Genomic DNA, 13,723 nt, shown 5'->3' with positions numbered 1-13,723 from the left:
TCCATCCAAATCATTCAGTTTTATCTTTCAGCGGTACAGTGGCACGGATCACGGTAAAACCATGCTGAGAATGGATTTCAAAACTACCTCCAATTCTTTTTACTCGCACTTGCATACTCTGCAAACCCACATGCAAACCAGCTTGAACCTGATCTACTTCAAAGCCAATGCCATTGTCTTGAATCGTTAAAACGAGTTGTTGTCGTTCATCTTCAACCAACGAAACTTCGACATCAGTTGCATGACTATGTTTTACAATATTGGTTAAGGCTTCTTCTGCGACACGAGAAAAGGTTAAACAAATCAATGCAAGAGGTTTATGTTTCCATTTTTCTGCAAAAATCCAAGTCGATTCAATCTCCATTTCTTCGAAAATTTGTATAAAACGATGACGCAATGGCGCAACCCACATCACTGGGCTTTCTGGTATTTTTGCCCCAGCACTGCTTCCTGAGTCAATCACTTGGCGTAAGTCATTTCTTAACAGTTTAAACATAGAGATCACTTGCTGTTTTTCAATATGCTCACTGTGATCCAGTATAATCATCGAGCGAACAATTGAACCACCCAGTCCATCATGTAATTCATGAGACAGGTTTAGACGCTCTTGCAACCGCATATTATCAATTTCGAGTTGGTACTTTTTATCTAAAGATTGCTCTAAGTCAAACGTGACTTTTTCAATAGTTTCTTCAAGTGTCTGATTAAATTTTTCAATACGTCCGACATTCTGTGAAATACGATAAGCCAAGATAAACGAGATTGCTAAGCTAGTAATTGGTGCGGCCAATGGCGTCCAATAGAGCGTCTGATCCAGATGATGGATCATGCTATAAAAATCATGAACAATAATAAGTAAATAGATGAGGAAAATAAACGCAAGCAGGAGAATGTCTATCTTTCTACGTTTAAAAGCAATCCATTGAAAAAACAAGCAATTAAAAATAAATACCATGCCAGAATAGAAAAAGACAGAGGATAAGCTACGTTCTAGATAATTGATCGGTGTCAACAGTAATGCCGCAATCGCGATTGTAGAGGTCAATAAAAGTAAACGTTCTAAATACGGATAATGGCGATTGGCAAAACGCCAAGCAAATAAACAGAGGCAATAGGTATATCCAACTAAAAACACGAGATTTAGACGTGCTGTTACGATACTGTCGGTAAAAGGAATAGGGATGGTCGAAATAATATTATAAGCAAACAATGCCCATAAAAATGAAGTTAAACCAAACCAACCAAAGGCTTTTTCTTGGCGTCGAAATAGCCAAATGGTAAAACCTGTAGTTCCCACCACAAAGGTAATAATAATATTGATAAAAAATAAAGTTCGCCGTTCAAAAACCAACTGATCTTGCTGATTGGCGATATCTTCGGCCTGACCAAATTTAATTTTTCCTAGACCTGAATGTTGTGATGCAACCCCTACAACACGGACTAAAATTTCATTTTGCTGGTTTTGAATAGATGTAGCAGGAAGCACCCAATATCTTGGCATATTCCAACTTCTAGACAATGGCTCTACTAAGGATTTGTCTTTCCATAACAGTTCATTATTGCTATAGACAGTCCCTGCAATATTGATTCGTTCAATCAGTAAGGCGACAGGTTGATTTTCCTGATCACACTGATATTGCCATTTGATTTTATACCAAGCAGTGCCTGTGTAGTTTTTCCAGCGCGTTTCCCAGTCATCTGGCAACGTGACTGTTTCCCATCCCTGTTGGGGAACCTGTTCAAGATTTGCAAGCGCTTGAGCAACTTGTATGCTTTGGATTTGAAAATGGCAGGCTGCATCTGTTGTATTGGACTGACCTGTTAAGGCTGCACCAGCAAAAGCAAAATGCTGGGTCAAACTTAGCATAAGACCGAACAACCCGATTAATTTTAGAATTAGTCGAGTAATCCTAAGTTGCGTGCTGTATCGATGGCTTTGGCTCTGTTGCATACCGCAAGTTTCCGATAAATATGTTTAATATGAGATTCAACGGTATAACGGGATAAATTGAGTTGATCTGCAATTTCCTTATTGCTTAAGCCTTGAGAAACCAGTTCTAAAATTCCCAATTCTCTTTTGGATAATACACTGTCCTGATCAGGGACTTTCTGACAGGGTGCAGTTTTATTTGAATTATTTTTTTCATTAAAGTGTAGTTGTTTTAAAATTTTTTGGGCAATAAATGGATCAATCGGCGCTCCACCGCGTAAGACACTTTTGATCGAAAGAGAAACTTCTAAGTCATCTCTTTCTTTGAGCACATAGCCTGTTGCACCTGCACTTAGTGCATTGAGGATCGCATCTTCAGTGCTCCATGCAGAGATCACTAAAATCATGATGGTTGGATCATAGCTTTTTAAAATTTCAATAAACTCAATTCCATTTCCATCAGGCAAGCCTAAATCAACCAATGCAAAAGAGGCTGAGTGTATACTGAGTTGTTCTTTGGCTTGAGCTAAACTTTGGGCAAAACGTAAATCTGCAATTGAGTATCCTAGATTAATTAATATGTCAGTCAGTCTTTTTTGTATAAGCGGCTCATCTTCTACGATGATGACTGGAACAGGTAAACTTAACTCATTGTTCATGATGTAAAAAACTCGCCCATGTCTATTGGACTTAGTTTTTCAGATATTGATGGCTTAATCTATACCTGATAATAGGTATTTTTAGTATTTAATTCAGTGATTAGGAATGAATATTCAGTTTATTACAATCGAGTTTTAATGCACTTACTGAGTATCAAATGATGCCTAAAGTCAATTTATTGAGACTAAGTTAACTTTTTGAGATAAGGTTATTGAGACAAGTTAAGTAAATATTCAAATTTTAGTAGATAAAAATCACAATTTAACAGCAAAATATCGGTTATATTCGCTGAATAATGGATTATTTTTATAATGGATGTAGCTTACGATGATTAAATTCCTTAGAAATTTGGCAGTGATACAATGTATTGCGATTACCATTTTGGCTATTGCTCTTTACCTGTATTAAACGCTTATCATCACTGCCTTAAGAAAAATAAAGCTGTTTATTTTACCGCACTATATTGATCAACTAAGCTACGACTTGCTTCATTCATCCCTATAATTTCAACCTGAATGTTATTTTGCAGAAACTTGTTTTGTACCTGATTGAGCATACTGACAGAGGTAATATCCCAAATATGGGCATGGGTTAAATCGATAATGACATGATCAACAGATTCATTAAAATCAAAAAACTGAAAGAATTTTTCTGAACTGCTAAAGAAAATTTGCCCAAAAATTTCATATTTACGGGTCGTGCTGTTCAAAAGATGAGATTGGACACGTACTGCATTTTCTAATTTATTGACTAAGAAAAGTGCAGATAAAAGTACACCAATCAACACGCCTAAAGCTAAGTTATGCGTCATCAGTACAATGACCACCACCGCAAGCATCACGCTATTGCTTTGTTTGGGATGTTTTGAAAAGTTTTTGACTGAGTCCCAGTTGAATGTAGTAAAAGCCACCATAATCATAATTGCCACAAGTGCAGCCATTGGAATATAAGACAGCCATTCTTTTAAAAAGACTACTAAACACAGTAAAAAAACACCAGCAACCAAGGTCGATAAGCGAGTTCGTGCACCAGAAGACACATTGATAATCGATTGCCCAATCATGGCACAACCTGCCATACCCCCCATAAACCCACTGACCATATTGGCGATGCCTTGTCCACGACATTCTTTGTGACGATCGCCTTCTGTTTGCGTCACTTCATTAACAATCGTAGTTGTCATCATGGTTTCGAGTAAACCTACGGTGGCCAAGGCGATGGCATAAGGAAAAATAATTTTTAAGGTATCGAGGTTAAGTGGAATGTCTGGAATTAAAAACAGCGGTAAAGTGTCTGGAAATTTTCCTAAATCACTGACTGTACGCATATCTGCACCCAAAAATAAGGTAGCTAAACTCAGTACAATAATGCATACCAAAGGTGAGGGAATGAGTTGACCAATTTTGGGAATATAGGGGAAAAGATAAACCACCCCTAAGCCAAAGGCAACAAATAGATAAGCCGTCAGATCCATACGTTGTAATTCAGGAATCTGTGCCACAAAGATGAGAATAGCCAATGCATTGACAAAACCATAGACGACAGACTGTGAAACAAAGCGCATCAGTTTTGCAACTTTAAAATAGCCAGCAAGAATCTGAAGAATTCCAGTCAAAATTGTGGTGGCAAATAAATACTGTAAACCATGATCTTTGACGAGAGTAACCATCAGCAACGCCATTGCGCCTGTGGCTGCGGAAATCATTGCGGTACGTCCACCGAAGAAAGCAATGCTCACTGCAATACAAAATGATGCATACAGGCCGACTTGTGGATCTACGCCTGCAATTGCAGAAAAAGCGATTGATTCAGGAATAAGTGCCAAGCCTACGACCATTCCAGCAAGTACATCTGTACGAATATTGGAAAACCATTCCGCTTTTTTTAGACTAATCACTATAAACCTTTCATCATTCTTTAAAGATGCGTATGTTAAAACATCTCTTAGTGAAAAAGCAGTTAACTTTGACTTGAAAAAGTCTTCATTTTGTTGAATATTCAAGTTATAGCTGATTTTATAAATTTATGCTTTTTGCAATTTTATGTTTTACGACTTGAAATTGTGATCTGAGCCATTTACAACTTAAACAGTCATATAACAAGGATTAGATATGAAATTATATTATTCACCAGGTGCATGTTCTTTAGCTGCCCATATTTTACTCAACGAAATTAATGTTGATTTTGATTTAGAACGTGTTGATTTAAAAACGCATAAAACAGAAAAGGGCGCAGATTATTACGAAATCAATCCAAAAGGCTATGTACCCGCATTAGAAATCAATCCAGGTTTGCTTTTGACTGAAAATGTTGCAGTACTGCCTTTTATCGCGCAACACGATCCTAAACAGGATTTGATCCCACCATCAGGTTTGGGACGTGCTAAAGTTTTAGAATGGTTGGGTTATTTAAACTCAGAGTTGCATGATGAATATGCCGTCTTTTTTGATCCAGCGATCACTGAAGATGAAAAAGTACGTGGCTATGCAACCATAGATAAGATGTTGAAATATATAGATGACTATCTTGCCGAGTCTGAATACGATTATTTAGTCAATGACCGCTTTGGTCCTGCTGATGCCTACTTGTTTGTACTGACAAATTGGTCGAATTCAATTCATCATGATCTAACCCCATTTACCAATATTGTGGCATTACGCAATAAAGTCGCTGAACGTCAATCTGTACAGATTGCAATGCGTGATGAAGGTTTAATTCCTTAAGTATGCTTGAATCGATATAAAAAAGCACCTACGGGTGCTTTTTTATTGAATTGATTAATGTGAAATGGGCAGAAAGAGGGAAAGATATTTATTGTTGATTTTTAGTCAATAATGTTTTGCTTATTTTTGCGTTTTTTGCGATAAAAATAAGCTCTATAGTTGCGCCATAAATCAAGCGTATTGGTAAAACATAGGTAAACAATGAGTAATATCTTAATCGTAAATGGTGCGAAACAGTTTGCACATTCAAATGGTGAATTAAACGATACCCTGACTGCCTTAGGTGAAGATGTGCTTAGCGATTTGGGACATCGTGTAAAAGTGACACGTACCGATGCAGATTACGATGCTCAAGAAGAAGTAGAGAAATATCTCTGGGCGGATGTTGTGATCTATCAAATGCCAGGTTGGTGGATGGGTGCGCCGTGGACCATGAAAAAATATATTGATGATGTTTTTACCACTGGTCATGGCAGTTTATATGCCAACGATGGTCGTAGCCGTTCTGATGCTGCCAAAAAATATGGCTCAGGTGGTTTGATTCAGGGGAAAAAGTATATGTTGTCGTTAACTTGGAATGCACCCTTACAAGCGTTTGATGATCCTGAGCAATTTTTCCATGGTGTTGGTGTAGATGGTGTGTATTTACCTTTTCATAAAGCCAATCAATTTTTAGGAATGCAAAGTTTAGAAACGTTTATTGTCAATGATGTGATTAAAGCACCACAAATTGCGCAATATGAACAGGCATATCGCCAACATTTACAGCAGCTTTTTGCTTAAGCAAATTGGAATTTTGAATATCTCGTTTAAAAAATTTAAGGAGTCTAAAATGTTGACTATTGTGGCTGAAATCCGTGCATATCCAAATGGATTACACAAAGATAAAATTATCCAAGCATTTAAGAAAATTACCCCGATAGTATTACAAGAGCAAGGCTGTCATGGTTATCAGCTATTGGTCGACGCTGGTGTTGATGTGAGTTATCAAAGCAAGGATTCTGATTTGATCGTGATGCTTGAAAAATGGGAAAGTATTGAGCATCTCAATGCACACTTGCAAACTGTGCATATGCAAGCGTATCAACTTGAAGTAAAAGAGCATGTTGCTGATGTTAAAATCCGTATTTTAGAACAAGGATTTTAAAGTTAATTCACCATTAAGAGGTTCATTCTCGCTTTGGGAGAAGGCTAGGGTGAGGGATTCTTTTATGTTGAATTATTGTTTTTAAAAAATAATTTATAAAAGACATCCATTATTGAACATAACGCTCAAAGTTGATTTGCTCAAGTTTGGGCAAAGGTACTTTCTTTAATTTTGACCAGGATATTTTTGGTGTATTTTTGCGATCAAGTTCTTGCGTACTGGTGACATTTTTGATTTTCCCTGTTAAAAAATTAGTACTTTCAGTTCGACTGTCACCTGATGGTATATCGAAATAATGTAAATCATAGCCGATCAGATCGAATGATGGGTTTTGATAGCGGAAAGTATAAATATTATTAAAGACCTCCCATGAATCACAACGAAACGAGTAATTTAATGTGATCTTAAGTTGTCCATTCTGGATGATTGGTGAATTGTCCACAATCAATGGATCGATAAGGCAAGGGCGTTCATTGTTGCTTTCTCTAGGGAGTGAAGAATTACTTGCGATAAGGCGGTAAGTTTGAGCGTCTTTAAATAGAACTAATAATTTTCGCTCATTTTGGTTAAGTAGAAGATTTGCTGGCTTTTTATGATTGAATTTATTTTTAACAATATTTATGGGATCCGTATTTTCAATAATCAGCACCATATCGGCTTGTTGATCACCATTTAAGTCACCTTGAACTTTGCTAAGTATTTTCCAATCTTTAGGAATGAAAGCTTGAACATCAGCTTCAGTATTGGTTTCTGCCCACACTAAACTTGAGCAGACTGTTAATGTAAAAAATAGAAGTAATAGATTGTTATTTTTCATGGTTTTCTTCCAATTCACTGAATCGTAAATTTGTTTTTAAATTTATGCCTATTTTTAGGCATCTCTCCAAGCTATCATTTTTGATTACCTTGTCTTAGCTAATTTTTTATGGCAAATATCGAGTCCTCTTCGACACCTTTATTCTCAGAAGAATATGGCATATTTATGAATCGTTGGTAGATACGAAACGTGTTTTATTCAAACTCGCCGTAGTCTTTAAAATTGATCTGCTCAAGTTTAAGTGAATAACTGTTCTTTAATTTGGACCAAGAAACTTGCTTAGCTTGATCCTGATTTTCAAACGCACTACCACCTGTAGTATTTTTAATTTTACCTGTTAGAAAATTGATACTTTTCGCACTGGTTTCACCAGATGCACGATGGAAGTAATCTGTATCGTAACCAATCAGCTTAAAAGACTGGTTTTGATAACGGAAAGTAAAAGCGTTGTTATAGACAGACCATGAACCGCAACTGAGCCAATAATGTAAATTAATTTTAACTAATCCATTTTTGATGGTGAGTGGGTCTCCTTCGCCTAGAGGATCGGTAAGGCAAGGGGATTCTTGATCACCTTCAGTGGGAAGCTTGGAATTACTTGCAACAAGATGATAGCCCTGAGGGGCTTTAAATAAAATTAATAACTTTCGATTGTTTAAATTCAGCTGAGGATTACCTAAGCTTTCATTTGTCACAATATTTTTTGGATCCGTATTTTCAATAATCAAAACAAGATCTGTTTGCTTATCACCATTTAAATCACCTTGTACTTTACTCAGCACTTTCCAGTTTTTAGGGATAAATGATTGATAGTCAGCTTTGGTGTTGGTGTCTGCCCAAACCAAAGCTGAGCATGTTGTTAATGCACAAAATAAAAGTAATTCAGTTTTGTTTTTCATTATTTTTCTCCAATAAATTGAACGCTAAAGTTATGAATAAATTGTTCGTTATCCCAAGGAATATTCTCCAAGGTATAGCTTGTCGAGGTTCTCAGTGTTTTCCAAACAATTTTGGCTGGCGTTTCAACTTCTGCAAAGATATTTGGAGTAGTGGTCACTTTGGCTTTGTTGCTTAGAAAGTTAAGGCTGGTTTCTTTTTGTTTGCCACTAATTTTATCTAAATCATAAGCATCAAATCCAATCAGGTGGAATTGATTGTTTTTTAGTTTAAACCCATAGGTATACATCAAGCCATACGTATTGCTACAGGATGACATGGTATTGAATAACACATCTAAGCGTTGATTTTCGATCGTCAATGTGGAGTCATCTAGAGCATCTTCGATACAGAGTTCTTCTGAACGATAGGTCCAGTTAGGAATTTGTCGAATTAGCTTGAGTTGTAATTGCTGACCTTTATGAAAAAGTACTAAAAGCTTTCGATTGTGTTGGTTTTTATTTTTAGGTTGGATGATGAGGGCAATATCCTTTTGACCATCTTGATTCAAATCACCTTCAGCTTGAGCAAGAATTTCCCAATTGTTTGGGACAAATTTTTGTAATGAGGTAGTGGCTGGTTGTGCTAAACACATGGATGAACATGTTGCCAATAAAAGGGTGGAAAATATTGTTTTAATCATCATATATCCTGATCAAGTTTTTATCACTTTAACCTATAACGAGATTTTGAAGAATCTTTTAAGCAAGTTAAAACTTTTAAAATGAATCATTTAATAATTGGTGACAACAATTAAATCTTATTGTAAATTGTGAATTAATTATTCTTAATCTATTATATTGATAATTAAATCACATATAAGAATACTTGGTTCATGAAAACCGAACTGATATGAATTAAAGCAAAGTTATGGACTAAATGCTCAAAATAGAGTGTCACGATAAAAAAGGAGAACAGATGAACATAAAGATTTATTTGATCATAGGTGTGGTTGCTGGTGTATTTATCATTTATATGCTTTTCTTGCACACCATGATGAAAAAAAGAAAACAGAAACAATTGGATGGCTTTAATCATCATAATTCAGGGACGCCTTTGACTAGGCAACAAGAGAGATTACTAACCTTTGGTGCAATTCTTTTTTATCACAGAGGTGAAAAAATTTTAGGTATTTATCCGGAAGATGATTTAAATCAATATATTTATGGATTGAAACAGCAATGGGAGATATCCAATGCTAAGGAAGCAAAAGAAGTATTGGGTGATTTACTCGAATTACAGCGGAGTAGTGAATTTGAACCCTTTGTGCAGCTTCCTTCTTCAGACTTAGCGAAAATTCAAAAAAGTATAGCAAAAGGCCTAGGGATTGATATTTCTCTTGTGGAGCAAACCAAATCAGCTTATGCCTGGGATGTCGGACGCACAGTTTCTTTAGCTAAATGGTGTTATTGGTGTGGTTATTTATCTGAAAGTGAGACTTGGAGTATTATGGAACAAGCCGCAAAACAAGCCACGCAACATGGAAAAAGCTGGACAGACTATACTGTATCTTTTTTACTTGGAAGAGCAATTAATGGATTTGATTTAGATGATATTATCATTGAAGCTAAACAAATATTGCACAGTCAGAATCCTGCACTACGTAAAATACAAGATGTGGATGTTTATCAGCGTTATCAATTTCAGTAAATTTGTATAGTTGTTCAGGAATAATCGACATCATTTTGAGTTAAAAACAGGTTGTTTAAAACAGCCTGTTATTGCCATTGTAATTCTTCTAATTGCAGTTACTAAGTATCGTGATGGTGTTGTTAGCATTGAATAGCTCGGTAAGTAAAAATGAATAAAAAATAGAATTTTATCTATTATTACCTGTTGCAATAGATGTAATCGTTCCTTGTTTGGAAAATAGCAGGGTTATTTTGTGCTCATTAAGAAACAAACCATTCAGATCAACTTGTTCAAATACACAGTTTTTGAATCTCACATCAGATAGATCAGATGTGTCAAATTTTACGTTTAAGAAAGAGCAAGAATCAAATAATGATTCATTAAAACCTCCTTTTATAAAATGTAAATTCAAAAAGGTACAGTCCCTAAAAGTACGCTTTAGAAACTCTACTTTCTTCATTAAAGTCGAATCAAAAATGCAATTGCTTATTGTGTTTTCGATCCAAAGGCATTTATATAGATTTTGATTAGAAGAAATTGATAAATCAAGAAATTTTGAAAAGGCGATAACTTTTCCAGTAAGATCAATATATTTAAATAACATTGTTATTAAATTAATAGATTAAATTTAAAAATTAAACCCTTAGCTTATAAATATGCTAAGGGTTTTTTTATTGTATAAACAATTACATTTTCACGAGGCAAATTTTATCGTCTTCATTTATCGCATTGAAAACTTAGCTTAAAGTAGGTGCATTTGAAATGGCTTATTTAAAGAAATAACCTGTTTCTGGTGAACTCGCATTTGCCATTCGTTTACGTGGCATACGACCCGCCAAATACGCTTCACGTCCAGCTTCAACCGCTTTTTTCATTGCTGATGCCATTAAAATTGGATGATGTGCAGCGGCAATCGCAGTATTCATCAATACGCCATCGCAACCTAATTCCATTGCAATTGCGGCATCGCTTGCAGTACCCACACCAGCATCAACCAAAACTGGCACTTTGGCATTTTCTTTAATAATTGAAATAGTATGCGGATTTAAAATGCCTAGGCCAGAACCAATTAAGCTACCTAAAGGCATGATCGCAACACAACCCATGCTTTCAAGTTCTTGAGCCACAATAGGGTCATCCGATGTGTACACCATTACTTCAAAACCATCTTCAATCAATGTGCGAGCAGCATCAAGTGTCGCCGTTACATTTGGATAAAGGGTTTTCTCATCACCTAATACTTCCAATTTGACCAGATTATGCCCATCTAAAAGTTCACGTGCAAGCATACAGGTACGTACTGCACTATTGGCGTCAAAACAACCCGCTGTGTTCGGTAAGATGGTGTATTTTTCAGGTGGAAGGATTGACAGTAAGTTGGGTTGATCTGGATTTTGCCCAATATTTACTCGGCGAATCGCCACTGTTACAATTTCAGCACCACTGGCTTGAATTGCTAAATCAGTTTCTTGCATGTCTTTGTATTTACCCGTACCCACGAGAAGACGTGATTGAAAAGTACGAGAACCGATAATAAGAGGGGAGTTTTCAGTAGGAAAATCTAGCATGGGAGAGCTCCAAATTAGCCGCCACCGACAGCGTGAATGATTTCAATACGGTCTTTTTCAGCAATAGGGGTAAGTTCAAGTTTACTTTTGGAAATGATCATTTCATTCATTTCTACGGCAAAGCGTTTACCTTCGAGTGAAAGTTCCTGAACCAGTTGTAAAAGATTTTGGCAAGCGGTCTCTTGAGGCTCACCATTTAAGAAAATTTGCATATACATTCCATTCGATTGCGCAAATTGTGATGTCTAAAATCAAAATAATTTTATTTAGCGTATTTCAATGCATTCCATGCAAGGACCAGCCAACCTGCAATCATCAGTGCTCCACCAATGGGTGTAATTGCACCTAAACCTCGTGGTAAACCCAGTGCCATGACATAAAGCGAACCGCAGAAAAATAAAATACCAATTTGGATGAGTAAGAAGCTGGCTTTGATTGGAAGTTGTGGGATGACTTTACTGAGAATAGCCAGTGCCAATAGGCCCAGTGCATGGTAGAAAAAATAATCAGTTGCTGTTTGCCACCATGCCAACTGAGCTTCAGTTGCGTGAGCTTTTAAACCATGTGCGCCAAATGCACCTAAGATTACTGCAAGCGCTAAATTCAGTGCTGAAATTGCAATCCACATAAGCCAGTCATCTGCATAAATTTGCGCATAACATTAACACAATTTCGAAGCGGGATTAAAGGCAAAATCTATTAAGAATAAAGATTTGACAAAAATATCAGGCAAAATAAAAGGGCATGTCGCCCTTTTATTGAAAATATAAATTATTGGTCTGGTATGCAGACAGTTTTGAAGATTTAGTTGGATGACATAGCAACTTTGATTTTGTCCATGGCATTTTTTTCTAACTGACGAATACGCTCAGCAGAGACATTGTACTCTGCAGCCAGTTCATGCAAGGTCGATTTATCATCATCTAACCAACGGCGCTGTAAGATGTTGCGTGAGCGATCATCTAACTGTTCCATAGCATTATGCAAAGCTGAAGTACTTTGTTCTTCGTAATCTTCTTCTTCGACTAAACGAGCAGGATCATAGCGGTTATCTTCGAGATAAAGCGCTGGAGCAACATGAGTTGAACCTTCGTCATCGTCATCACCTTGAGCTTCAAAAGCAGCATCATAAGCGGTTAAACGACCTTCCATTTCCAAGACTTGTTCTGCTGTTACATTTAAGTCATTGGCAATTGATTGTGCTTCTTCAAGTGTAAGTTTTTTACTTGATTTTTTTAGGCTACGTAAATTAAAAAACAATTTACGTTGCGCTTTAGTGGTCGCAATTTTGACAATACGCCAATTGCGAATCACATATTCATGAATTTCAGCCTTAATCCAGTGCACAGCAAAAGACACCAAACGCACGCCCATATTTGGGTCAAAGCGTTTAACTGCTTTCATTAAACCGAGATTACCTTCTTGAATTAAATCACCTTGTGGCAAACCATAGCCCGCATAACTGCGCGCAATATGAACCACAAAACGTAAGTGAGACATCACTAACATTTTCGCAGCATCTAAATCTTGATCGTAAAAATAGCGATCAGCTAACTCTTTTTCTTGTTCAGCTGTCAAGATTGGAATCTGATTTACGGTGCTGATATAAGCACCTAAGTTAACACCTGGTGCAGATAAGGACAGGGGCATCAACTGATTGCTGCTGTCACTCATGGGTTCTCCTTATAGGAATTTCGTTGTATAGCTAATGCATTCATCTTAATTCGAATATTGTACATAAGTAAGGAAATTTGGGTATCGAAATGTAAAAATATATGCAAATTTGCAAAAAATAATTTGAATTGAAAATAATTAAGATTCAATTAAGTAATGAAATTCATGCTCTGATCGTTTAGTCAATTGGCAAGAAATCTTGTTGATCTCGCAATAACGAGTAATATCAATTTCACTGTGCGGATCAGAGGACATTAAAAGAAATATTTGATGAGGCAATGCTCTTTTTAATTCACGCTTTAACATTAATAGAGGCATTGGACAGGGTTTACCCATACAATTTATTTCAATTGCTGTCTGACCTAAAGGTTCATTCATTTTTTGGCAAGGTAACAACAGGGTTATGGAACGCATATTTTACCAAGTTTATTGAAACACCCCAACAAAAATTGGAAGATTCTTCAACAAATAAAAAATAATCGTGAAGCTGTTTAAAAAACACGCTTGATATCGAAAATAATTATCAAAAAAAATTCTATTAATTGTCATAAACCCATGTTAAGCTCGTTGCGTATTTAGGATTTATCAGAAACAATTCTTGTTTTGAAACCCTATTACAAGATGGATGTAACCGGG

Annotated in this window: 16 protein-coding genes; 4 read left to right on the top strand and 12 right to left on the bottom strand. The window is 36.3% G+C overall.

What is annotated here, in order from left to right; translation table 11 throughout:
* Window positions 1–10 precede the first annotated feature (10 nt).
* The 3 genes from GJV03_RS02085 to GJV03_RS02075 form a co-directional block, all read right to left on the bottom strand.
* On the bottom strand, window positions 11–1,951 hold the full coding sequence (locus GJV03_RS02085) for an ATP-binding protein (protein ID WP_105713727.1): 1,941 nt from the start codon (window positions 1,949–1,951) through the stop codon (window positions 11–13).
* Window positions 1,897–2,589, bottom strand: a complete 693-nt coding sequence (locus GJV03_RS02080) for a response regulator transcription factor (RefSeq protein ID WP_154129361.1) — start codon at window positions 2,587–2,589, stop codon at window positions 1,897–1,899. Before GJV03_RS02080 ends, GJV03_RS02085 begins: the two co-directional genes overlap by 55 nt.
* A gap of 446 nt (window positions 2,590–3,035) precedes the next feature.
* Complete coding sequence (locus tag GJV03_RS02075) at window positions 3,036–4,487, bottom strand: SulP family inorganic anion transporter (RefSeq protein ID WP_105713726.1); 1,452 nt, start codon at window positions 4,485–4,487, stop codon at window positions 3,036–3,038.
* 214 nt (window positions 4,488–4,701) lie between these two features.
* On the opposite strand from GJV03_RS02075, the gene GJV03_RS02070 reads away from it, so the two are divergent.
* From GJV03_RS02070 to GJV03_RS02060, 3 genes are all read left to right on the top strand, one after another.
* The gene (locus GJV03_RS02070) at window positions 4,702–5,313 is read left to right on the top strand and encodes a glutathione binding-like protein (RefSeq protein ID WP_004719407.1); all 612 of its coding nucleotides are present in this window, start codon (window positions 4,702–4,704) and stop codon (window positions 5,311–5,313) included.
* A gap of 201 nt (window positions 5,314–5,514) precedes the next feature.
* The gene (locus GJV03_RS02065) at window positions 5,515–6,096 is read left to right on the top strand and encodes an NAD(P)H-dependent oxidoreductase (protein ID WP_154129359.1); all 582 of its coding nucleotides are present in this window, start codon (window positions 5,515–5,517) and stop codon (window positions 6,094–6,096) included.
* Between the two features lie 49 nt (window positions 6,097–6,145).
* Window positions 6,146–6,460: a putative quinol monooxygenase gene (locus GJV03_RS02060; RefSeq protein WP_154129358.1), complete on the top strand. Its 315-nt coding sequence runs from the start codon at window positions 6,146–6,148 to the stop codon at window positions 6,458–6,460.
* Window positions 6,461–6,569: 109 nt separating this feature from the next.
* Here the strand turns inward: GJV03_RS02060 and GJV03_RS02055 are convergent, their stop codons facing one another.
* The 3 genes from GJV03_RS02055 to GJV03_RS02045 all read right to left on the bottom strand — a co-directional run bounded on the left by GJV03_RS02055 (window position 6,570) and on the right by GJV03_RS02045 (window position 8,856).
* A complete protein-coding gene (locus GJV03_RS02055) occupies window positions 6,570–7,277 on the bottom strand; it encodes a hypothetical protein (protein WP_056512686.1) in 708 nt (235 codons plus the stop codon).
* 194 nt (window positions 7,278–7,471) lie between these two features.
* Window positions 7,472–8,176 carry a hypothetical protein gene (locus GJV03_RS02050; protein WP_154129357.1) on the bottom strand — a complete coding sequence of 235 codons (705 nt, stop codon included), beginning with the start codon at window positions 8,174–8,176 and terminating at the stop codon, window positions 7,472–7,474.
* A complete protein-coding gene (locus GJV03_RS02045; RefSeq protein ID WP_154129356.1) occupies window positions 8,176–8,856 on the bottom strand; it encodes a hypothetical protein in 681 nt (226 codons plus the stop codon). The genes GJV03_RS02050 and GJV03_RS02045 overlap by 1 nt, the downstream gene beginning before the upstream one ends.
* A gap of 275 nt (window positions 8,857–9,131) precedes the next feature.
* On the opposite strand from GJV03_RS02045, the gene GJV03_RS02040 reads away from it, so the two are divergent.
* On the top strand, window positions 9,132–9,863 hold the full coding sequence (locus GJV03_RS02040; protein ID WP_154129355.1) for a DUF1266 domain-containing protein: 732 nt from the start codon (window positions 9,132–9,134) through the stop codon (window positions 9,861–9,863).
* Window positions 9,864–10,032: 169 nt separating this feature from the next.
* Here the strand turns inward: GJV03_RS02040 and GJV03_RS21920 are convergent, their stop codons facing one another.
* The 6 genes from GJV03_RS21920 to GJV03_RS02010 form a co-directional block, all read right to left on the bottom strand.
* A complete protein-coding gene (locus GJV03_RS21920; protein ID WP_154129354.1) occupies window positions 10,033–10,449 on the bottom strand; it encodes a pentapeptide repeat-containing protein in 417 nt (138 codons plus the stop codon).
* Window positions 10,450–10,612: 163 nt separating this feature from the next.
* A complete protein-coding gene (locus GJV03_RS02030; RefSeq protein ID WP_004719418.1) occupies window positions 10,613–11,413 on the bottom strand; it encodes a thiazole synthase in 801 nt (266 codons plus the stop codon).
* A gap of 14 nt (window positions 11,414–11,427) precedes the next feature.
* A complete protein-coding gene (gene thiS / locus GJV03_RS02025; protein WP_004719420.1) occupies window positions 11,428–11,625 on the bottom strand; it encodes a sulfur carrier protein ThiS in 198 nt (65 codons plus the stop codon).
* A 50-nt stretch (window positions 11,626–11,675) separates the two neighbouring features.
* Window positions 11,676–12,041: a DUF423 domain-containing protein gene (locus GJV03_RS02020; RefSeq protein ID WP_004719421.1), complete on the bottom strand. Its 366-nt coding sequence runs from the start codon at window positions 12,039–12,041 to the stop codon at window positions 11,676–11,678.
* A gap of 176 nt (window positions 12,042–12,217) precedes the next feature.
* Window positions 12,218–13,087, bottom strand: coding sequence for an RNA polymerase sigma factor RpoH (gene rpoH / locus GJV03_RS02015; RefSeq protein WP_004719424.1), 870 nt, complete (start codon window positions 13,085–13,087; stop codon window positions 12,218–12,220).
* Window positions 13,088–13,225: 138 nt separating this feature from the next.
* Window positions 13,226–13,465: a sulfurtransferase TusA family protein gene (locus GJV03_RS02010; protein WP_004822372.1), complete on the bottom strand. Its 240-nt coding sequence runs from the start codon at window positions 13,463–13,465 to the stop codon at window positions 13,226–13,228.
* Between the last annotated feature and the right edge of the window lie 258 nt (window positions 13,466–13,723).

Origin of the sequence: Acinetobacter sp. RIT698, from assembly GCF_009668065.1 — a bacterium.
GTDB lineage: Bacteria > Pseudomonadota > Gammaproteobacteria > Pseudomonadales > Moraxellaceae > Acinetobacter > Acinetobacter guillouiae.
The sequence above is the reverse complement of the archived record's forward strand: the minus strand, read 5'-3'. Positions and strand labels throughout refer to the sequence as shown.